Source organism: Imperialibacter sp. EC-SDR9 (assembly GCF_902498805.1).
Taxonomy (GTDB): domain Bacteria; phylum Bacteroidota; class Bacteroidia; order Cytophagales; family Cyclobacteriaceae; genus Imperialibacter.
The window spans coordinates 208,464-231,547 of record NZ_LR701574.1 but is presented as its reverse complement, the minus strand read 5'-3'; the positions used below and the strand labels follow the sequence as shown (position 1 = coordinate 231,547).

At 46.4% G+C, this 23,084-nt stretch carries 14 protein-coding genes; 6 read left to right on the top strand and 8 right to left on the bottom strand.

Annotated elements, in window-relative coordinates:
* Positions 1 to 62: 62 nt before the first annotated feature.
* Positions 63 to 1,490 (bottom strand): alpha/beta hydrolase-fold protein, encoded by a 1,428-nt coding sequence (locus tag GC130_RS02325; RefSeq protein WP_151996640.1) that lies wholly within the window; start codon positions 1,488 to 1,490, stop codon positions 63 to 65.
* A gap of 283 nt (positions 1,491 to 1,773) precedes the next feature.
* Here GC130_RS02325 and GC130_RS02320 point away from each other — a divergent pair, with 283 nt between their 5' ends.
* From GC130_RS02320 to GC130_RS02305, 4 genes are all read left to right on the top strand, one after another.
* Positions 1,774 to 2,112, top strand: coding sequence for a PadR family transcriptional regulator (locus tag GC130_RS02320; protein ID WP_151996639.1), 339 nt, complete (start codon positions 1,774 to 1,776; stop codon positions 2,110 to 2,112).
* The gene (locus tag GC130_RS02315) at positions 2,109 to 4,718 is read left to right on the top strand and encodes an ABC transporter permease (RefSeq protein WP_151996638.1); all 2,610 of its coding nucleotides are present in this window, start codon (positions 2,109 to 2,111) and stop codon (positions 4,716 to 4,718) included. Before GC130_RS02320 ends, GC130_RS02315 begins: the two co-directional genes overlap by 4 nt.
* A 173-nt stretch (positions 4,719 to 4,891) precedes the next feature.
* Positions 4,892 to 5,710, top strand: coding sequence for an AraC family transcriptional regulator (locus tag GC130_RS02310; RefSeq protein ID WP_226940366.1), 819 nt, complete (start codon positions 4,892 to 4,894; stop codon positions 5,708 to 5,710).
* Positions 5,711 to 5,789: 79 nt separating this feature from the next.
* Complete coding sequence (locus tag GC130_RS02305; RefSeq protein WP_151996637.1) at positions 5,790 to 8,255, top strand: outer membrane beta-barrel family protein; 2,466 nt, start codon at positions 5,790 to 5,792, stop codon at positions 8,253 to 8,255.
* Positions 8,256 to 8,293: 38 nt separating this feature from the next.
* On the opposite strand, the gene GC130_RS02300 is transcribed toward GC130_RS02305, so the two are convergent.
* The 3 genes from GC130_RS02300 to GC130_RS02290 are packed head-to-tail and all read right to left on the bottom strand — an operon-like array spanning position 8,294 to position 11,296.
* Entirely contained in the window at positions 8,294 to 8,971 is a 678-nt protein-coding gene (locus tag GC130_RS02300) for an ABC transporter ATP-binding protein (RefSeq protein WP_151996636.1), read from the bottom strand.
* 1 nt (position 8,972) lies between these two features.
* Positions 8,973 to 10,232 carry an ABC transporter permease gene (locus tag GC130_RS02295; protein ID WP_151996635.1) on the bottom strand — a complete coding sequence of 420 codons (1,260 nt, stop codon included), beginning with the start codon at positions 10,230 to 10,232 and terminating at the stop codon, positions 8,973 to 8,975.
* Positions 10,229 to 11,296 (bottom strand): efflux RND transporter periplasmic adaptor subunit, encoded by a 1,068-nt coding sequence (locus GC130_RS02290; protein WP_151996634.1) that lies wholly within the window; start codon positions 11,294 to 11,296, stop codon positions 10,229 to 10,231. The genes GC130_RS02295 and GC130_RS02290 overlap by 4 nt, the downstream gene beginning before the upstream one ends.
* A gap of 224 nt (positions 11,297 to 11,520) precedes the next feature.
* Between GC130_RS02290 and GC130_RS02285 the strand changes: the two genes are divergently transcribed.
* On the top strand, positions 11,521 to 12,204 hold the full coding sequence (locus GC130_RS02285; RefSeq protein ID WP_151996633.1) for a hypothetical protein: 684 nt from the start codon (positions 11,521 to 11,523) through the stop codon (positions 12,202 to 12,204).
* Here GC130_RS02285 and GC130_RS02280 read toward each other — a convergent pair.
* The 4 genes from GC130_RS02280 to GC130_RS02265 form a co-directional block, all read right to left on the bottom strand.
* Positions 12,201 to 12,716, bottom strand: a complete 516-nt coding sequence (locus GC130_RS02280; protein WP_151996632.1) for a hypothetical protein — start codon at positions 12,714 to 12,716, stop codon at positions 12,201 to 12,203. The two genes, GC130_RS02285 and GC130_RS02280, sit on opposite strands and share 4 nt — an antisense overlap.
* A gap of 123 nt (positions 12,717 to 12,839) precedes the next feature.
* On the bottom strand, positions 12,840 to 13,400 hold the full coding sequence (locus tag GC130_RS02275) for a hypothetical protein (RefSeq protein WP_151996631.1): 561 nt from the start codon (positions 13,398 to 13,400) through the stop codon (positions 12,840 to 12,842).
* Positions 13,401 to 13,505: 105 nt separating this feature from the next.
* Positions 13,506 to 15,128, bottom strand: coding sequence for a SusD/RagB family nutrient-binding outer membrane lipoprotein (locus GC130_RS02270; protein ID WP_151996630.1), 1,623 nt, complete (start codon positions 15,126 to 15,128; stop codon positions 13,506 to 13,508).
* Positions 15,129 to 15,146: 18 nt separating this feature from the next.
* Positions 15,147 to 18,398, bottom strand: coding sequence for a SusC/RagA family TonB-linked outer membrane protein (locus GC130_RS02265; RefSeq protein WP_151996629.1), 3,252 nt, complete (start codon positions 18,396 to 18,398; stop codon positions 15,147 to 15,149).
* A 609-nt stretch (positions 18,399 to 19,007) separates the two neighbouring features.
* Here GC130_RS02265 and GC130_RS02260 point away from each other — a divergent pair.
* The gene (locus GC130_RS02260; protein WP_151996628.1) at positions 19,008 to 23,081 is read left to right on the top strand and encodes a two-component regulator propeller domain-containing protein; all 4,074 of its coding nucleotides are present in this window, start codon (positions 19,008 to 19,010) and stop codon (positions 23,079 to 23,081) included.
* Positions 23,082 to 23,084: the final 3 nt, after the last annotated feature.

Genomic DNA, 23,084 nt, shown 5'->3' with positions numbered 1-23,084 from the left:
AATTTACCGTGAACACGGATTACATGTCAAATTTATTAATGGATCTCTTGGATACCCCCTGGTTATTCTTTTGCCTGCGCAAACATCCAGTCCATCAAATCAGGAGTTTCCCTTACCTGCTTCCAGATGTCGTGGCCTCGGTCAGGGTATTCGGTGTAGCGAGGGGAACCACCAGCATTCTTCACCGCCTGAATGATGTGCTGAGAGCCGGATACAGGCACATTGATATCAGTTCGGCCATGGAATGCCCAAACAGGGACGTCAACAATTTCTTTCGCAAAGTCAGGATCACCCTCACCAGATATTGGAATGGCAGCAGCAAACATTTCGGGCCGTGTACTGATAAAGTGCCAGGTGCCGTAGCCGCCAAGCGAACTCCCCATAACGTAGCGCCTCTTTTCATCTATGGCAAATTCCCTTTCCAGTGCTGCCATGGCTTCAAATACCAGCGAGTCGATAGACTTATAGGCAGGTATGCCTCCCCAGCTATGCATGGGAGGGCATTGGGGAACGAAAAGAAATGCCTGGTACTTTTCCCTGCTGGTATAGTCAGAAAGCATTTGCGCTGCCAATGATCCATCGAACTGCCTGGTGTTGTCCGTTCCCCATCCGGCGCCACCATGCAAGCAAACGACCATCGGAAATTTCTTCCCCGGCTCGTAATCGAGAGGTTTCAGAAACCTGTACTGCAATGTTTCACCTTTGCTGCTGGAGTAGGAGCGAAATTCGTAAGGATTTGCCATTTTTCTGGCAGCCGGGGTGGCGTGAGTGTTATAGTAGCCTTGCTTGACTATCATGAACCCAAAAAGCAGGATAAAAAACACCCCCATAAAACTGAAGAAAGCATATATGTCTGCGATCGATTTCCTGCTCTCTGTGCTTACCTGTTCTTCTTTCAGCAGGCTGCGCTCGCCCATAAATTGCCTGATGAACAATGCCCAAACCAGCCCTCCGGCAATGGTTGTCCATTCCGCCAGCTTTTGGACAAAGATACCAGTGGAAGAGTTGTTGCCCGAAAGCAACATCCAGGTGAGGGAAATGAGTAAGATCACGTTCACTATACCCAACCCGAGGCCGATGGTCTTGAGCAAGGGCTTCTTTCGGGCATCAGAGGTCAAAAGACCTGCTGCGTGGACAAGGCCGGCAAAAAGCAACAGATAAAGTACTGGGTTGTAGAAATCCTGCAGTTGCCTGGCTCGTAATATGGCTGTTAAGACAATCACTTGTAGTAACACCATGATGCTGGATGCAATAGTGCCGAGGAAAGCCAACCGGTACTGATTTTGGTGATAGTATTTCAAGAGGAACAGGGAGGGAAGCAGGTAAATAGCACAAGTAACAAGCAGCCAGCTACCAAACGACGGCAGCCAGAACATTTGGTAACCTACCCACATTTGGACACCTGCTTGGAGTGTGTTAGCGACAATGTATAGGCCAATAAGGAAGCTTCCAAAAAAATAGAAATCTCGGTTGATGGGAAAAGCGTTCATAGTGTTAAGTGTTTAATGGCCAACGATTTCAATTAAATATACGAAAGAAAACGGTAATGTTTCGTTCAAATTATGTTCACTCAACAGGAGCATTCTGCCTCCAATGGGCATTCAAACATCTCCACATCAGGGTTAGGTGGTGGCAAAATTTTACGTCTCATTGTTACCTTCTCCATTAATCGCAGTTATACCATCATGAAATCACTGAATTCATGTGCATCACCATTAAGATTACTTTTAGGATTTAAATATTTTAATTACATTTAGTATTAAAATAAAAATCATGGGCAAATATTCAATAGGGGAGTTCGAAGAAATTGTGTTGTTGACGGTGGCGGTGCTGTACGAAAGTGCTTACGGCATTGCTATTAAGGAAGACATTGAGACGAGACTGAAAAGGTCCGTAAGCGTAGGTGCCATGCGAATAGCACTAAAGCGCTTAGAGAAGAAAGGCTTTCTGACCTCCGAATTTGGCGAAGCCACTGCAGTAAGGGGAGGGAAGAGGAAGCGATACTTCAAGGTAACGCCCTTTGGCAAGAAGGCGCTGGAAGAAGCCATGGCTGCCCGCCAGCAACTTTGGGAGGCCATTCCGTCAGTCGCCTTCGACTTTAAGTTTATATGAGCAACAAACCCACAGAAAAGCCCATTCCTTCGCCGCCCAAATGGCTGCTGGCGTTTCTTCATTGGTTCTGCGATCCGGATCTACTGGAAGACGTGGAAGGCGACCTGGTTGAGCTATTTGAGCAAAGAGTAACAAACACCCCACGCAAGGCCCGCTGGCTTTTTGCGTTTGATGTGGTAAAACTCTTCAGGCCTGGCATCATTAAGACCAATGAATTTTTCAAAACTCAAAATAACAACGCTATGCTATTCAATCACGTCAAAATGGCGATTCGCCATGCGCTGAGGTACAAGGGGTACACTGTGCTCAATCTTTTCGGGCTCATTGTGGGGCTTACGTCGAGTATCCTTATTCTACTATGGGTCAACGATGAGGTAGAAAAGGACCAGTTTCATGTAAACGCCGGCCGCATCTATCAGGTGTGGCGCAATATGTACCAGGCCAACGGAGAGGTAATCACCACCGGAAGCATTCCCGGCCCTTTGGGCGGGGCGCTGACCAACAATTATCCTGAAGTGGATGAAGTAACCTACTACAGCTGGGAGCTGGAGCTGTTGTTTCGCCTCGACGAAAGTGTGTCTTATGAAAAGGGGAGGTATGTGTCGCCCGAATTCTTTAGCATTTTTAGTTTTCCTTTTGCCGCCGGCGATCCGGCGAGCGCTTTGAATGACCCGCATTCGGTTGTGATCTCCGAAAAACTCGCTAAAAAGTATTTTGGAGAAAGCTGGAAAACAGACGCATTAAGTAAGGTGATTAAAATAGATGAAAGTCAGGAGTTTACAGTGTCTGGTGTTTTTGAAGACGTCGGTAGTCAATCGTCAATGACTTTTGATTTTTTACTCCCTGCCCACGAGTATATCGCCCGTAACGAGTGGATCAGGAGCTGGTTCAATGGCGGTTTTAGTATCTACTTTACAGTGAAGCCCGGCGCCGATCTGGTTGCCGTGCAGCAAAGGATAGAGCAGGAAATCAACAACAATACAGACAACGCTGCTGATGAGCGGCTCATGGTGCTCAAAGCCACCGACACCTACCTGCATTCCAATTTCAAAAACGCTGTGCCATCAGGTGGTAGAATCCAGTATGTGAGAATACTGACCATTATTGCCATTTTTCTATTGGTTATTTCCTGTATCAACTTCATGAATCTTTCTACGGCCAGGGCCAGCCGAAGAACGAAAGAAATTGGAGTAAGAAAGGTGCTGGGTGCCCAAAGGCGTACGCTGGGGCAGCAGTTTCTGGTAGAGTCGTTCATGATCACGATCGTCGCCGTGTTGTTGTCCATTGGTCTGGTGCTGCTCATTGTTCCTTACTTCAATGGGCTTACCGACAAACAGCTTTACCTTGATTTTACTGACTCGAGGTTTTGGATGGGCATAAGCGCTTTGATAGCTGTTACCGGCTTGCTTTCCGGGAGTTATCCAGCTTTATTATTGCCCTCCTTTAAAGTGACTAACTCGCTGAAAGGAGCAGTCCGGCAGTCTGCCTCAAGCATCTACTTCAGAAACGGCCTTGTCGTTTTTCAGTTTGCCTTGTCTATTATTTTGATCATCGGGAGCCTGGTGGTCGCCCGGCAGATGAACTTTGTGCTCAACAAAAACCTGGGCCTCGACAAGGAAAACATGGCATACCTGTACATGCCGCAGGATCTGACCAATCGAAGGGACGTATACAAAACCGAGTTACTCAATATACCCGAGGTTAAGGAGGTATCTTTTGCCAGTGGCAATCCACTGTCGTACGGCAGATCAACCGGCAGCTCGCAGTGGGATGGCAAAGATCCCAATGCAGAGATAGAAGTCAACGTATTGATGGTGGATTTGGGTTTTTTCTCTTCCATGGGAATGGAGATAGCCGACGGTCGTGATTTCTCAAAGGACTTCGCTTCAGATACTGCCAATTATATCATTAACGAAGTAATGGCCGACATCATGGGCTTTGATGAGCCAGTGGGCGAAAACCTGTCGGTATGGGGGATGAAAGGCAAGGTGATCGGTATTGTGAAGAACTTCCATATGCAGAGCTTGTACGAGCCGGTGGCACCGCTGATTGTCCGCTACAGTCCGCCATACACGTCGGTGGCGCTTATCAGGCTTCAAAATGACATCCCTAAAGGGATTGCTGGCATAGAAGAGGTCACCACTGCGCTTAGTCCTGGTTTTCCCTTTCAATACGAATTTCTTGATGCCAGCTACGCCGCCTCCTATCGCACCGAAATGACACTCAGCACGCTCGTGAATATCTTTGCAGTAGTATCAATCTTCATTTCCTGTCTCGGATTGTTTGGCTTGTCCTCCTTTTCTGCCGACCAGCGTTCCAGGGAAATTGGGATCAGAAAAGTGCATGGTGCCAGCGTCACAGGTTTGGTAATACTGCTTTCCAAAGACTACAGCAGACTGATGATCGTCGCCTTTTTGCTGGCTGCACCGGTGGCCTGGTATTACATGCAGGAGTGGCTCAACGGTTTTGCCTTTAGAACTGACCTGACTTTGAGCGCATTTATGCTGGCTGGGTTCACCGCATTTGTGGTGGGGGCACTTACCGTAAGTGTGAAGTCGTATCAGGCAGCGAGTGTGAATCCGACGAGGACGCTGAAGGATGAGTGAGGAATCACGTAACGGAATTGTGGCACAATCGATTTTAGCTACTAAGCAGCTTCCTTCGTGGTGTAGCGGCAGTAGATGAATGTCTATCCGCTAATTGATATTCGCAACCTGTCATCGAATATACCCGCTATCATTATTTTTGTGCTGGGTTTACCGTGTTAACGATATCTTGCGTGCTATCGTCCCATATTGACATGGCCATTGCTGTAAAGAAAAAGATAGAAGACAATGTTTTGATCAAGGTTTCTGTGATGAAGCCAGTGATCAAGCCCACGAAAGCTCACAAACATGCCGGCTACCATGAATTGATCTTTTTGTCGAAAGGCTATGGTACTCATAGTATCGATGACACGGTGTATGAAGCTTTGCCGGGTGCCGGTTACTACCTTCGCCCCGGCAATGTGCATTGCTGGGATTTTACGAGCATCCCTGACGGATTCGTCATCTTGTTCAAAGAAGAAGCAATGCAGCCTTACTTCCAAACGATAAGGAAGCTGATCAGCTTTTCTACTACCTTCAGTTTTGGCGAAGATGCCAGCCTTATCGTGCTTGTGAGGGGTTTTTATGACGCATTCAAACAAGGAACGACAGCAGAGATATTGAGTGCACATTTGAACCTGATTCTCTTGCGAACATTGGCTCTGCAAAAAGAAGACAGAAGAGATCATCCTGAAGTAGCCGATTTTTATAATTTTAAAACGCTGGTCAACGAGCGGTTCATGGATGTCAGAACAGTGGGGGAATATGCACAGTTGATGAATACCAGTATGCATCGTCTCAACGCCATTTGCAAGCATGTGATTCAAGCAAGTGCTTTGAGCGTGATCCATGGCCGTGTGCTCATGGAAGCCAAGAACCTGATTACCCATACAACGCTTAACATTTCGGAAATTGCCTATCAGTTGAACTTTAGCGATTCTTCCAATTTTGTGAAATTCTTCAAGTCACTTACCAGCATGACACCAACGGAATACCGAGCTGCCCTACAGTGAAAAATGTACCAGCCTTTTAATAATTTTACCACACTTTTGATGTTTGGCAGCGCCTTCTTGCAGCAAATGATCAAGTTCTATGAGGAGTGTCTTCCTGCTGTCCGCCTTGCTGTCTTCCACATTGTCAACCCTCGCTCAAACCGGCATAAAAGGTGCGCTGTATGATGCAAGCAACGACAGTCCGATTGAATATGGAAGTGTAGCTGTTTACAATCAGAATGATAGCATGTTGGTTTCGGGCGCCGTGTCTTCTCTTGAGGGGAGTTTTGCAGTGGTTGGCTTGAAGTATGGTAATTATTACCTGTCAGCTACCTTTATGGGCTATGAAACCACATTCATCAATAACATCATCATAGCGAAAAGCGGTATCGTAGACCTTGGGAGAATAGCCATCCGGCCCAACCAAACTATGCTGGACGAGATAGAAGTGAAAGGCGAAAAAGCCGCCACCATTCACCAGATTGACAGGCAAGTATATGGAGCAGAGCAATTTCAGTCAGCAAAGGGTGGAACCGCCACCGACCTGCTGAGGAACCTGCCCTCCGTGACAGTAAATGCTCAGGGGGAAATCACAGCCCGGGGCACCTCGGGTTTTGTGGTATTGATCAATGGAAAGCCAGTTCAGACTGATGCCACAGCCATTTTGAATCAATTGCCTGCCAATGCAGTACAGAACATTGAGTTGATCACAGCTCCTTCAGCTAAATACGATCCCGAGGGAAAGGGGGGAATCATCAATATTATTACTACCAGCAATGACGCCACTGATGGCACCTATGTGCAGGCCAATCTCCGGGTTGGTGCGCCCAGCGTTCAGAACTATGATAATGCCCGGTATGCTCAGCGTTACGGTCTTGATTTCACCTTTAACCACAGGGCCGGCAAATGGGATGTTTCAGTGGGCGGGAGTTTTCAGCGAAATGACATTGCCGGTCGAAGGGAAGGTGACGTGTGGACTATGCGGGGTGACACCCTTACAAGATTTCCTTCGGATGGAGAAAGAAGCACCGATGAAATTAACTATTCGGGAAGAGTAACCCTTGGCTACACAGCTTCGAAAGCCGACCATTTTAGCCTCGGTGTTTATGCCGGTAAACGGAACACGGATCGAACAGCAGATATCTTGTATTACGACAACCACCATGAGTATCAGGGCACCCGCCTGAGCACCATGCAATACTTCAATGAAAACCTGAGAACCCGCACAGGCGATTTTGCCCTTGGTAGCTTCGATTACAGCCATGAGTTTGAGAACAACTCCCTGCTTTCTGCATCATTGCTTTATGAGTACACCTTGCTTGGTGGGCCAACCACCAACAGAAACCTCGGGTGGCCCGACAGAAGTGTTGTGTTTCAGGATGAATACAACACCAACAACAACCCACTTTTTGGCACTCGGGCACAGATTGACTACAAGGCCAAACCATTTTCTCTAGGAACGGTTGAAATGGGCTACCAATTCAGAAATCTTGACCATGCCGGCGATTTTATCTATGAGAGAAAGAATAATGAAACAGGCATTTTCGAGCTCATTCCTGAGTTTTCCAGCGAAGTAAATCTCACACGACTTATCCATTCCGGCTACGCCATGCTATCGGGCAAAAGGGAAAAATGGACCTACGGTGCTGGTATTAGAACAGAATACATGAACCGAAGTCTTGAGTTAAAGGACAAGATCGGCTTGGTTGATACCACTTACCGCTATGATTTTGTAAAGCCCTTTCCATCAGCCAATGTGCAGTACACCGTGAGCGATGACTTGACGGTGAAGGCTGTCTACAGCAAGAGAATAGAACGAACAGCCACATTTAAGATGAATCCCTTTCCGGAAAGGGAACACTCTGAGACCCTGGAGCAGGGCGACCCGACACTGCTCCCTGAATTCATTGATTTGGTAGAATTGGGGGCTGTGAAAAATATGGGAGAACAATCCGTTTTTGTAACAGCCTATTTCAGGAACGTCGACAATGTGATCAACAGGGTCAATACGGTGTACAACGACACCATACTCAACAGAATTTACTCCAATGTAGGCACGGCAAAGTCGGCAGGTCTGGAGCTGGGAACAGAACTAAAGGTCAGCAAAATGTGGAAGGCATTTGTTGGGGCTAACGTATACCACTACGCAATTGTGGGGTCTTTTGACAGCCGCCCGATGAACAACGCCAGCTGGGTGTATTCGATCAACGTCAACACCACCCTGAACCTTTGCGAAACCTTCAGCCTCCAATGGACGATCAATTATCAGTCAAAGAGGGTGACGGCGCAGGGCGAAGACTCCAGGTTTCTTTCGCCGAACCTGACTCTGAGAAAGACTTTCATGAATGATCAGCTTTCTGCTAGTCTGCAGTGGCTCAATATGGACATGGGCCTTTTGCCTACCAATGAGCAGCGGATTACTACCGGCAGGCCTGGCGAGTTCTATACCACCACCAACTATGTGTATGAAGTGGATATGGTGATTCTGAACCTGAGCTACACTCTGAATCGCTCTAAAAACAAAGCCCGATTTATTAAGAGCGAGTTTGGAGAAAAAGAGTTTTAGACATCAAACCTGCACATAGTTAGCCAGCTGAGGCACCATCAGGAAACAATCCGCCCGTCTTCCATTTCTATGATCCTGTGGGTCTTTGCTGCAAACTCAGGATCGTGGGTGACAATGAGTAGCGTTTGATTCAACTCTTCAGACATTTCCTTGAAAATATCGAACACAATTTGGCTGTTCTTTTTGTCGAGGTTGCCGGTTGGCTCGTCACCCATAATGATGAGAGGATCGTTGATCATGGCCCTGGCAAGTGCCACCCGTTGTTTTTCACCACCCGATATCCTGTTGGCTTGTTTCAATGCCAGGTCTTGCATTCCAAGCAGCTTCAGCCGTTCCATGGCATTGTGTTCGATTTCCTTTTCGGAATACTTGTTGAGTTTCAAGCCGGGCAGCATCACGTTTCGCAGAACAGTAAACTCGTTCCACAAGTAGTGAAACTGAAAGACAAACCCGATTTTTTCGTTGCGGATGCGGGCAAGGTGAGGTTCATTCTTACCCTTTGTTGACTCCTGATCAATCAGCAGGTCTCCCTCGAAATCGGTGTCCATGGTCGAGAGAATGTATAGCAAGGTTGACTTACCACAACCGGATTTGCCCATCATTGAGACGAACTCACCCTTGTTCACCTTGAAATTGATGTCTTTCAACACCTTCACAGTGACGGGGTCACGAAAACTCTTGTTGATATGCCTGGCTTCTAAAACTACCTGTCCCATGCTATTTCCCTCTTATAATGATGACCGGATCGATATGACTGGCTTTGCTGGCAGGGAAGAGCCCCGCCAGGTAAGTGGTGACCAGGGAAAAGCCCAGGCCAATGGCATAGTACACCAGATCGTAGTTTACCGGATAGGTGGTGATGGTGGGCAGCGCAGCCGTATTAAATGGAATATGATCGATCCCGACTGACGCCAGCAGCCCGAAGAGCAAGCCGGCAAGCCCTCCAGAGACACCTATGCTCAGGGCGATGAGAATGAAAATCCGGTTCACATCCTTGCCGGAAAACCCAGTAGCTTTTAAAATGGCAATGGAATCCATCTTCTCATAAATCATCATGTTCAGGATATTGTAAATCCCAAAACCTGAAACAATCAGTAGCGTAATGCCGACGGCATAGGAAATAAGAGATCGCACAAAGCTGCCTGTTTCAAACTGTGAATTGGCCGTTTGGATGTCCTCCGCATCTACCTGAAATAATCGCTGATACTCCTTAGCCACTGCCGGTGCCGATTCCAGGTCATTCAGTTTCACCTGTATGTCGGTTATGTATGACTTACCCCGGCCAAAGAGCTTTTGGGTGGTACCTAGTGATGCATAGCTTTGGGTTTTGTCAAACTCCTGAATGCCGGATTGGAAGTAGCCGACCACCTTCAACGGAAACCTTTCGCCTCCGGGAGTAGTGACATAGATAAGATCGCCGATACCGGCCATGAGCTTGTCTGCCAGAGCCTTGCCTAAAATGATGCTGTTGGGAATGTCGGCAATATCCTCAGGTCTACCTTCCGTTACATAGTCAGCGAAATGAAAAAGCCGGCTTTCAGCTTCGGCATCTATGCCGTTGACCACTCCGGTGATGTCGACGGTGCCAGTGTTAAAAAAGAGGGGAGCACTTATCTTGGGTGCCACCCCAAGCACCCGCTCATCTTTTCTGATGGCTTGCAAAATAGCCTGACTGTTGTATATCTCCTGACGAGAATTGGTCGGCTTAATCGACCGGATAAAATTATGGCCCGACGTAAACCGATTTACCCTATCAATTGGCTGATTTGGGTTGATTTTTACCTCAGAATACAAGCGCACATGGGCCGTTCTGTTGAGAATGAGTCCGTCAAGCAAGTCGTTGAGGCCATTCATAAACCCCAGCAAGGCAATGAACATGGTGATGCTGAACATGACGCCAACGGCAGCCACCAATGTTTGCTTCCAGCGTGCCAGCAGGAGGGAGAGGGCAATCGAAGATATGAGCTTGTAGTTCAATTTTCTGGCTTTATAATATACTCACCGGCCGCCAAACCACTGATGATCTCCACTTTCTCATAGTCCTTTAATCCGGTGACCACAGCCCTTTTTTCGTCGTTTTCCAACAGGACAAACGACTCATCCACCAGGTACTGTCGGGGTATGGTGAGCGCATCTTTTTTTGTTTGGATGACAATGTTTGCTTCAGCAGTTAGAAACGGGTAAAGCACCTGTGGCCTGGAAACGAAGTCGGCTACGACCGTGAAGGACTTGCTCCGTTCGTTCATGGCCGGGATCACCCTGGTTACCACTGCCTCAAATACTTCGCCTTTGTAGCTGTCCATGCTCACAAAAACCAGCTGGCCAGTTTTGATGCGCACGATGTCGTACTCATCCACCTGAAGTTCGAGGTAAAACCGGCTGTCATCGCCCAACAGCGCCACCGGGCTTTGCACGTTGACCAGTTCTCCAATCTCTTTCGAAATAGTGAAAACCCTTCCATCAATTTCACTTTTTATAATGTACTCGTCGGCCAGTGTGCTGCTTATTTGCAGGTTATTGCTAGACTGTCGGGCATTGAGTGCCAGTTGACGCTGGAGATCATCGTAGCGTGTCTTGGCTGACTGGTACGCCACAACAGCGTTTTCGTAAGCTAAAGTGGCTTGCTCCAGCTCCACCCTGGTGCCGATATCCTGTTTCCACAAGTGCTGCTTTCGTGCTAATAGGGAGGAGTCATTGGCTAGCTTTGCCTTTGCAAAGTCCAGGGACATTTTTGCTTCATCTAGTTTTTGCTGGTTTTCGCTCAATTTGGCATTCTCAGCAGTAAGCTGTGCGTTTCTCACATTGAGGAGAGAGGCTTTATTGGATATTTTCAGCAGTGGCGCTCCCTTGGGCACTTTGTCACCCTCTGCTACAAATATGTCTTCTACAATTCCGTTCACCGAAGAAAAGGCCTGATATTGGTCACTGGTTTTCACTGTTCCCGAAGCGTAGACAGATTCAGAAATGGCTTCCACAGTAGGCTGTACTTTTTCGGTGTCGTCCTTACAGCCAGCTGTTAACACCAGGACTGCGATTATCATAAGACCATGTCTTCGCATAATTCTTTTTATCATTTGAACGATGCAAGATGGTTAATCTAGTGGGCAGACCTCATGAGGATTGTCACCCTATGAAGTGACATACAGCAATTGGGGTCATAAGGCTGGTTTCTGATATGTACCGAGGTATAGGAGATAACACACGCTCATGCGATAACAGAATCCGAATATTGTCTTTAGGCACGATTTACCTTAACTTCAATAAGATGGAAAGGAACTTGACAAAATTTATTCTCCTCTGTGCTAGCTTGTTGACAGGCTGCCAGCAGAGCTATGAAATACAAGACATTGAAGGCCTCTGGCAATTGGAAACCTACGAGCAGGATGCTTTGGCAAAGTCATTCAAGCCTATCTTTCTTGAAATCAACGCCAACAGAAGCTTTGCCGTTTCCCGGGTAAAAGGAGACCTGACTGGCGTGTACAAACTACAGTCAGACAAGCTGGCTATGTACAGCACGGATGTCGAGTGGTTCAACTCCACCTGGTCGGTATTTCGGTACAAAGACCTCCTTAAGCTGAAAGGGAAAGATGACAGAGACCGAAATGTGACTTTGTCTTTTACCCGAATCGACGAGGTGCCCGGCTTCGAAGAATTCGAGCGCACCATTGTAGGGGAGTGGGAGCTTTACAAAATAAGGAACCGGAACAAGGTAGAACGACTACACCAGACAGTCTTCAGCATCGACGAGAGCGGGAACTATTCAATTGTTGCTGCGGGTGACATCCAGGAAAGTGGATTGGCAGTCATCAACACAAGGCACCGGAAAATCATTTTTGAAAATGACCAGACGGAGTGGAAAGCGTGGTTGTACGGCAGAGAGCTAAGGCTTACTAATGAAAGGACGGGAGTAGAGTATAGCTTGAGAAGGGGGGAGCTGAGTTTGAACTAGTTGTTCAACGCCCCATCGTCTACCCAGCAGGCTATCATGTCTATTTCGGCCACAGTAAGGGTTCCGTTTCTCGGCATGTCCCCCGACTGCGTGCGTGACTTGATGTCCGATGGGTTAAGCTTAATATTGTCAAAATTATTATAGTCGATATTCCCCGAGCCATCATGGCAGCCACTAATGGCGCAGTTAGTCTCAATGATTGGTTTGATCGAGGCTGAAAAGCTTATGCCGGAAAAGATTTGAACGTCCAGCGAGCTGGAGCATCCCTCTGAATCCTCTACGCCGACGATGTATTTTCCTGGTGCTACGCTACTGAAGACTCCGCTATTTTGAAAGGCTCCATCGTCGATTTGGTAACGATAGCCACCAAAACCGCCAGACGCCTCTACTTCAAACCCACCGGCCGAGGCCCCGCAGGAAGTGTCGGTCGAACCAAGTAATGTCAATGTCAGTCCGGATCCGCTACAATCTTTATCAACTCCATCAGCTTCCTGATCACAGGAGGTTACCATGAGTAGAAAAAGTAATAGTAATAAGTTGTTGAGGCGATTGACATCCATTCCCGTAAAACAGGAATACCGTAAAATTGTTTCGGTCGACAGGTGATAAGGTGGAAAAATATCGGGTTTGTAGTACTAATTGAAAAGCGCCCCGTCATCTACCCAGCAGGCTATCTGCTCAATTTCGTCATTCGTTAAGCTGCCGGTTTTAGGCATGACTCGTGCCCCTGTAAGCCCCTTGATGTCTGCTGCTGATTTTTTAATGTTTGCAAACACCTTAAAGCTAATGCTACCCGACCCGTCATGGCAAGTGCTGATGATGCAGCTATTCTCGATGATGGGCTGTATCGATTCTTTGAAAGAAATTCCGGATGAGATATGCACGCTCACTGCTCTGCTACAGTACAATGAGTCCATCACGGAGACAGAATAGATGCCTGGTCTCAAGCTATGAAACACACCTGTTTTTTGAGCCGGGCCATCGTTTAAGAAATAGCTTTTATCGCCAAGGCCACCTGAAGAAAATACCTCAATCCTCCCGTTTGGTATGCCGCAATCTGTGGAGGTGACGTTAATAATGGAAATAGCCAGTCCCGACCTTTCACAATCTGAAGTGGCAGGATCTAAAGGATCCAGGCAAGCGACTGTGGAAACAACCAAAAGAATGATAAAGAGCTGACCGAATTGCTTTCTCATTATTCAATCAAGTTAAATGAATTTCTACTGACCCACAAATGAAAAAAGTCCCCGACAATAATCAGGGACTTTTCCACTATGTTTTTGATTTATGGTTATCGAAAATCAATTCACATCCCACCATACCCTAGTGGTTGGCTGATCAGGCAAAGTAGCACCTGCATTAATATTATCCACATTCACAGCTACTTCATGCGTTGGAAGCCTCAGTTTTACTGGAATAGTGCCACCAGTCACATTGCCTTGATAGTCGACAGGAACTAACACTGGAAATCCAGTTCTTCTCCAATCCGACCAGGCCTCCCACCAGTTGAAAAACTTGCTAACCCACATTTGGTTGCCAATCATTTCAAGACCAGCAGCACCAGCTGTGTAAGGACGGGCCGCAAGATATGCGTCCACCTGGGCATCAGTAACAGTAAGGGCCTCTTCAACGTCGGGATCGCCCTGTGCAAAAGGAGTATACATTTGCATGGCAGCACGCACACCAGCATTGTAGTGACCAGCAGCACCAGTTACTCCACCAATTCCACGCTCAGCTGCTTCGGCAAGTAAAAACTCAACCTCAGCATAGTTCATCAGCATGTACGGATCGTCGTCGTCTAGTAAAGCAACATTAATGGAAGAGAAAACAGAACTAGGACTCAATGTAGGGTCACCAAATTTCTCACCGATATAAGCACTTATGGTACCTCCATCTTGTCCGTTTGGCATACCTTCCTGAACCAGTGGATCTTGATCCCCGCCAACACCATCAGTAAAGATGAGAAGTCTTGGATCATCATCTGCTGTGCTTGCAGCATTTGCTCCCTTGAGCATGTCAATAAAAGTCTTACTCAAGATCGATGGTTGACCACCGTCACCGGAAGCAAATGCTCTCGAAATACCGTTCTGGTTAGTCCACTCACTTGGGCCTAAATCCATAGGTACCCATGTGTTGTCGTCGTTGCTGGTGAAAACACCACCGGAAACAGCCTTACCTACATAGGTTGCAGCAGTCGTGGCGTCCACATTAGAGATACGCATGGCCAACCGAAGCATCAGAGAATAGCCCCACTTCTTCCACTTGGTAACGTCGCCGTTATAGTACAAATCGGCCGCCGCAAAACCTTCGTCAGGATTGGAAGCACTCAAGGCAGCCGTTGCTTCATCCAATTCCTTCAACAAGTCCATATAGATGCTTTGCTGATCGTCGTAAGTTGGAAGGAATGTACCCTGTATTCCTCTCAATGCGTCGGTATAAGGAATATTACCATAATAATCGGTAAGTCTGTGGAAATTAAATGCACGAAGGATTCTGGCTGCCTCACGCATATTCTTTCTCTGACCTGCCTCAAACCCGTCAGGGCCAGTTTGTCTGAGAACCTCAGCAAGGTTCTTCAACTGATCTCCATAGATAAACTCCCATGGTGCGTTGTAGGATTCAACGTTGTCAGTGTATTTGTCACCGGGAGCTATACCGCCACTAACGTTGGCCAGCTGCTGAATAGCATGGGCACACAGGCCAATGTTTGTTCTCCAGTCAATATAGCGGTTGTCTCCAGCTGAACCACCCGCTGCAGAACCAAGCTGAGCTGCCGTAAACAAATAATTCATGTTTACCTGATTCAGGGCCTGGGGGTTGATATTCAACTCATGCAATTCATCGGTATCGCAACTTGCCGTGAATACAAATATTGCGACAGAGGCGATGATGATCTTGTTTATTTTATTTCTAACGTATTTCATTTCTTAGCTATTTAATGGTTAGAATCCTACTCTTAAGTTGACACCGTAGCTACGAGTAGTAGGCATCGCAAAATACTCAAGGCCCTGTGCACCAGCATTAGCTGAATAGGCAGATTCAGGATCTACGTTGTCGATATTCTTGAAAAGAATAGCGAGGTTTCTTCCCACAAAAGAAAGTGACACATTCTGGAAGGGAGTATTCTCTAGCATAGTTCTTGGCAAGCTGTAGCCCAAAGTCAATTGTCTCAACTTCATGAAAGAGGCGTCGTACAGGAACATGCTGGAGATGGCAGTACTTTCGCCACCTACTGAACCCCAATAGCTGTTTGCTTCGTGTGGAGTGAGGTCTCTGTCAACAGGGGTGTAAACTGGGGCATCAGATGTTCCAGTATTAACAACTCCCTTAATGTGTAGAGGCTTTTCACCATCACGACCAATAAGCGACTGCTGGTGTAATCCCCACTGAGTCAAACGGTTGTTTGTTCCAGAGAAGATATCTCCGCCAAGCTTGATGTCGATCAACATGCTTAGGTTAACACCTTTCCAGGAAACAGAGTTGTTGATACCACCAGTCCAGTTAGCTAAACCATTGCCAATAGGAACGTAAGTGGTTGACGCCAATGGTCTTCCATCTGCAAGGAAAATCGGCTCTCCACTAGGGCTCATCTGCTGTACCCGGCCAGTAATGGTGCCAAAGGGCTGACCCACAATGTGCTTAATAAATACGTTTCTGGTACGTGGTTCTTCCAGTGTGAACTCAGTCACTCCATCTACAAGGTTTATTACTTTGTTGACGTTTTTAGCCAGGTTCACAGAAATGTCCCAGGTTACTTCACCTCTTACGGGTGTTCCAGTCAAAAGAAGCTCGACACCCTTGTTCTGCAACTCACCAACGTTCACATTGGTAGAACCAAAACCCGAAGCACGGGAAATTGTGACACCCAAAATATCATCGGTTGTGGTCTGGTGATAGTAAGCAAAGTCAACACCGAATCTGTTGTCGAAAAATTTGGTATCAAAACCAACTTCGATTTCAGTTGAAAGTGCTGGCTGCAAAGCTGGGTTAGGAATATTCCCATTGTTTCCACCTGCTGAAGAGAACGTTCCCATGGTACGCCCTAAGTGAGAACTACCATTCAGAGAATAGGTCAGGTTGGCTGCATAAGGGTTGATGTTAACGATACCAACTTGCGCCCACGATGCTCTTGCTTTACCAAAGCTCAACCAGCTTGGCAGGCCTGTAAATGCATCAGTGAATACAAAGCTAGCACCTACAGAAGGATACAAAATGCTGTTGTAGTCAGGGTTCAATACTGAGAACCAGTCGTTTCTGGCAGTAGCAGTCAAGAACAAATAACCGTTGTAACCGATCTCAGCTGAACCGAACATAGAATTGATACCAGATTCAGAGAAGCCATATCCATAGTTCCTTGTAGCTGCGTTGTTAATAGCAGGGAAGAAATCCACGTTAAAGCCATTACCATTGGCAGCGATTCTCTCACTTGATCTGCGCATCACGTTACCACCAACGAAAGCATTGACACTAAACTGGCTGAAAGTTTTACTTCCGCCCAATATCCACTGAGTGTTGGTTTCACGCACACGATCCTCTCCCTCAGACAGGGATCCTCCCAGTTGGTAACCTGTTCCCTGCGGAGTCAAAGATTTGTCTCTTCTGGTATACCAGTCCATCTGAATACTTCCTGAAGCATACAACCAATCGGTAATGTCATAACGCACCTCGCCGGAACCGATCAAGCGGTCTCTGGTATCGTCGTTGATGAACTGTTCAGTAGCCCAGTAAGGGTTCTGTCCCCAGTTGTTAGCTGCAGGCAGGAGCTCCTGGCCTGGCCGCCTGGCATTTGCAGCACTTCCTTGTCCATAAATAATCAACTGTTCCTGTGAAGTGCCTTCGGGAATGGCCCCTAGCTTGTTAGGGTCGCCTTTGTAGTTTTCTACATTGACGTTACCTGGTGTTCTCCAAATGGATTGAACCGCATTTCCTGGTGAATCGGAAAGCACCGGACGGTTATGAGCCGTTTCGTGGGTGTACATCATTTTTGATGTGACAGTTAATTTATCTGCAAACCTGGAGCTTGTGGACAATGTTAGGTTTGTTCTGTCGTATCCCGAATTAGGAATGATGCTATTGCTTCTCAGGTCAGCGGCTGACAATCTGAACGTCTGCTTATCGCTTCCGCCGCTGATGGACACACTGTTGGTAAGAGCATTACCTGTTTGATAAAAGCGCTTCCAGTTGTCGCCCTGATAGGAGTAGGGGCGAGCCACACCGTCGAACTGCAGAACCTGGCTACCATCAAATTTCGGGCCCCAGGCAATGTTACCCCAGTTAAAGGCCTCACTGGCATCCTTAGGTTTAGAAGCAATTCCGTTACGAATACCATCATTGGTCTGATCAACATAGTTTCCAGTACCATATTTTGTCTGAAGATCGCTCAGGTTGATAGCAGTTTCCGCCACATAGTTTGAGTTGAACTCAATACCAAGGCCTTTTCTTTTAGTACCTTTTTTGGTTACTACGTTGATAACACCGTTACCAGCACGTGAGCCATAAAGGGCAGCTGCGCTCGCACCTTTAAGTACAGTGATGGACTCGATGTCATCGGGGTTGATGCTGGTAAGACCATCTCCTTCGTCACGACCACCCCAAAGACCAGCCTGACCGAAGCCAGAGTTATCCATAGGCACACCGTCGATTACATACAAAGGCTGGTTTTGTCCGCCCAGTGTTTTGTTACCACGAATAACGATACGTGAAGAACCGGCAGGGCCACCAGAAATTTTGCTAACGTTTACACCAGCAATTCTTCCTGAAAGGGCGTTACCAAGGTTGTTTTCACGAGCCTGAGTGAAGTTGTCACCTGACACGGTGGTCACCGATGACTGAAGCGCTTTCACACTTCTTTCTACCCCAAGGGCAGTTACAACAACTTCGCTAAGCTGGGTCACGTCTTCTGCCAGGGTAATATCCAGCACAGAGCGACTTCCAACTGTTACTTCCTGTGCAGCGTATCCTATGAAGGAATACACGAGAACAGTGTTGTTGTCGGGAACAGCGATTTTGTACTCGCCATCCGCATTGGTAGTGGTACCGGTAGCAGTCCCTTTAATAATTACGTTGACACCGGGAAAACCTGTGCCATTAGGGTCAACTACTTTACCACTTACAGTTCTCTGCTGGGCAAATGCTGTTGAGCATGCCAGAAAGAAAAGCAGCGATAAGCTAATAAGTAGGTAATTGTTTTTCATAACATGAATGAATTGGTTTAAAATGATTTAACCAGTGTTAGTATACACCGGGTGTGCAGGGAGTCAGGAACTGAATCCTCCACATTTGGGGTTTAAGGATTTTGCTTTAGGGGTTAATTTCATAGGCATAATCATTTAAGCTTTACGAGGTTATAGTACAAGATAGTATAAATATTAGATTTTTCGAAGTGCCATTTTGTTCAATATTAGGTTTGATACTTCAAGCGGTAATACACACATAACATAGCACTTTTTTGCATTATGACAATTGACACAAGTTGAGAAGAATAAAGCAATTGAGGAGGTACAAATCCTTCAAATATAGATGACAAATGTTTCCAAAACCTATTCATGGGCTTCTTGGTGACTCACTACGAATACCTCAACCTTCCTTATTATATTTGTGGATAATTGTACAATTGTGATATCGATAACAGTCAGTATTTTGCGCAGCCTACTCGGAAGATGGCTGCTGTTGCCTTTTACTGCCTGCCTGTAGTTTGATCGGAGATTAGACTTTTTTAAGATATTCAACTAAATTACCAAAGCTGAATAGTAGCCCGAATGTTGTTCTGAGCCCGGTGCGCCCATTAGACTTTTACATATTTTATGAGACCATTTTACCTGCTTTCACTTTTCTTGTGGATTTCATTGTTTTTACCGCTGGCGGCGCATGGGCAAGGCAAGAATGAGTCTTTTTCGAGCCTTTCTGTAGAGCAGGGACTTTCGTCGGTCACTATTTCTGCCATCCATAAAGACAGCAAAGGCTATTTGTGGGTAGGCACTGAGGACGGCCTCAACCGTTACAATGGCTATGAATTTAAAATTTACAGGAACGATCCGTCCGACGAGCACACGCTTTTAACAAATAGAATCCTTTCAATTTTTGAAGATAGCAGCGGCACGCTTTGGGTAAGCACAGCCAAGGGCACATTGCACCGGTACAATAGAGAATTAGATACTTTTATCCGGGTTCCTGAATTTAATAACCTGGTGATCAATGACATCAGAGAAGACAGCGAAAGACGGGTATGGTTCGTGGGCACCACGATAAAGTCGCTTAATTTGTCAGACAACAGCTGGACTGACCATACCGGCAATTTTAAGGGGCGCCTGTCTATTATCGGCATCGAGCAAATTCACAAGAGTGACTTTTGGTTAGCGGCGGACACTGCGCTTTACAAATGGAACCGCAAGACAGGCAACCTGAAGGTATATGCTCATGACCCCAAAGATTCCAACTCGCTAGGCTACAATTATTTATACTCTATTGCCAAAGATGATATCGGGAATTTATGGATTGCTACCAGGGGAGGCGGGCTAGACAAGTTTGATGTCAAATCCAGCAGATTCACTCATTATAGAACTTCCGAAAACAGAGAAAATGGTCCTTTGGTAAATGTGGTGAGAACTGTTTGCCCCGATGGCAATTACATTTGGGCGGGTACCGAAAATGGCGGTCTAAGCCGGCTCGACATTCGTACAAACAAGTTTGAGCACCATGTAGCCGACAAAGATTATCCTAAATCGATCAGCGACAACTCCATCAAGGCACTGTATAAAGATAACGAAGGAAGATTGTGGATAGGAACGTTTTCATTTGGGTTGAGCGTCATAGACCCCTATCAAAACAAATTTACGTCGTTTAAGGCGGCCTATCAGAACACCGTAGTCAACGCATTGTATAAGGATTCGAAAGGACGCTTCTGGATAGGCACCGAAGGCGGTATTATGAAGTTGCACAAAGGTAATACTTCTTACTACCTGAATGATCCCATTGAATCGGGGCAGAACGGAATCCCGGTGCTGGCGATTTATGAGGATCGTGACCACAACATTTGGGTGGGAACGTGGGCCGAAGGTGTTTTTGTTTTTAATGAGACCACACAAAACTTTGATCGGTATGCTACGGCGGGAAATTCAAAACAAGATTTAAGTAATCAAAATGTATATGCTGTGCGTCAGGACGGGCAGAGTGCCAATATTCTGATGGGAACATATTATGGACTTAACCTACTTTCCTCAAAAGATCAAAAATCGTTCACGCATATTGTGGATTCAACCTGGGCGGAAGACGCTTCCATCAACAACTTGAGAATAATTTTCGAGGACAAACATTTCAATATCTGGGTTGGGACGAACAGCGGCTTAAAGCTGTACAACTCGGAGAAAATGAAAATGGAGCCGGTGTTTTCGGAGAGTGAAAATTATAGTGAAAACATACTCTCCGTTATTTTTTGTCTGTTCGAGGACAGTAAGGGGCGTCTTTGGGCCGGCACAGAATCTGGACTCTACCACCTGAGAAACAAAGATGCCTTTGAGCGGTACACCATCGACAACGGGCTCACCAACCACAACATCAAAGGCATATTGGAAGACAGCCAGGGGCACTTCTGGATAAGCACAAGCAATGGCATGAGTGTTTTTGATCCCGAAAATGAAACCTTTAAAAACTACGATGACTCCGACGGGCTATTGGTCAATGGCTTTAAGGGAAATTCATCATTTAAAGACGCCGACGGACTTTTGTATTTTGGAGGCAGCAACGGAATCATCACTTTCAATCCGTCAGAAATTCTTGACAATCCACATCCTCCTTTGGTGGTGCTGGAAGACTTTAAAGTGTTCAATAAGTCGGTCAGGGTTAACAGCGAAGACTCCATTCTAACCAGGCACATCAGTGAAACGAAGGAGCTGAGCCTGGAAAGTGATTTCAATATTTTCAGTATTGAATACGCCGCTCTCAACATGTCGGCCAGCGATAAAAACCAGTATGCCTATCGGCTGATTGGCTTTGACGATAAGTGGAATTTTGTGGGCGAAACCAGGTCCACAACCTATACCAACCTCGATCCGGGAAGGTATGTATTTGAAGTAAAAGCAAGCAACAACGACGGCGTTTGGAACAACGACCCGACCCGCCTGACCATTACTGTGCTTCCTGCCTGGTGGGAAACATCCTGGGCTTATCTGGGGTATATAACGATTGTGATATCCCTTCTTTACCTGTTTCGCAGGATAACGCTGATCAGGGCTCACTTTATCAATGACTTGCGACTGGAGAGACTAAAGCTCGAAAGTGTGGAGCGACTGAACAAAACCAAGCTTCAGTTTTTTACAAACATTTCCCATGAATTCAGAACACCTCTGACACTGATTATAGGCCCGATACAGAACCTTATCGACTCCGAGGGAATTGAGAAAGGGGTCAAGGGAAAGCTTCAATCGGTTAATCACAACGTGCTGCGGCTCCATAAGCTGGTTAATCAATTGCTCGACTTCCGCAAAGTAGAGTCGGGGAATATGAAAGTGACGGCCATGGAAAGCAACCTGGTCAGCTTTATCAAGGAGATCAAGTATTCTTTCGATACACTGGCCGAGGAAATGAACGCCGACTTTACATTGCAAAGCAGTCATGAGGAAATCATGGTTTGGTTTGACCCGGATCAAATGGAAAAAGTGATTTTCAATCTCCTTTCAAACGCATTTAAAAAGATACCCAAAAAGGGTGTGGTTAGTATCAAACTGGAGCAAACTACTGACAATGTTTATGTTTCCGTTTTTGACAATGGGACAGGGATAAAACGGGAGCATCTGACGACCATTTTCGAGCCCTTTTTTAGTTATGATGAAGGAAAGCATTCTACCGGAACAGGTATCGGCCTCTCCCTCAGCAAGAGCCTGATCGAATTGCACCACGGATCAATAGGCGTAGAAAGTATTGAGGGACAGTTTGCAAGATTTACGCTGACGCTTCCACTAGGCAATATTCATTTCAAACCTACCGAGGTTGTGGAAGGAAAGATAGAGGTGCCTGTAGCCTCACCCCGTGACTCAAATGTGCTCGGCCCGCCTGTGGTTACCCTACCCGAACCTGTGCAGCACTCTGACGACACGCCGACAGTTTTGATTGTGGAAGACAACAGGGAGGTATCAGCCTATATTCAATCTATTCTGGAAAAAGACTTCAAAATACAGATAGCATTCAATGGCAAAGAGGGGCTTGAGAAAGCGTTGAAGACGAACCCCAACCTCGTCATTTCTGATTTGATGATGCCGGTGATGGATGGTATTGCTCTTTGCAATGCGCTTCGGCAAACAGAAGCTACCTCTCATATCCCAATTATCTTGTTAACAGCAAGAACTTCAGAGGTATATAAGATTGAGGGACTGGAAACAGGTGCGGATGATTATATCACAAAACCATTCAATAGCAAAGTGCTGGCACTCAAGGTGCGGAATTTGCTGGACGGAAGAAAGAAGCTAATAGAAATGTTCGCTGACAGCAGGACATTGACGCTGGAACCCAAAAGCATCACTGTAACTTCTAGAGATGAAATATTTATAAATCAAGCACTTAAGAGTGTTGAGTCGAACATATCTAATACCAACTACTCTGTTGATGACCTTTGCAAAGACGTGGGGATGAGCAAAGCCACATTGTTTAGAAAACTGAAGGCCTTGACTGGTCAGTCGGCCAATGAAGTAATTCGAACAATCAGACTCAAGAGGGCAGCACAAGTATTGGCCGAGGGCGACTTCTCGATCTCGGAGGTAGCTTATATGGTTGGCTTCAATGATCCCAAGTATTTCAGAAATTGCTTTAAGAAACTTTTTGGTCAGAGCCCGTCTGAATATGCCGACCAGATGAAGGCTGGCCATTCAAACGATGTATCGACCTGAGCT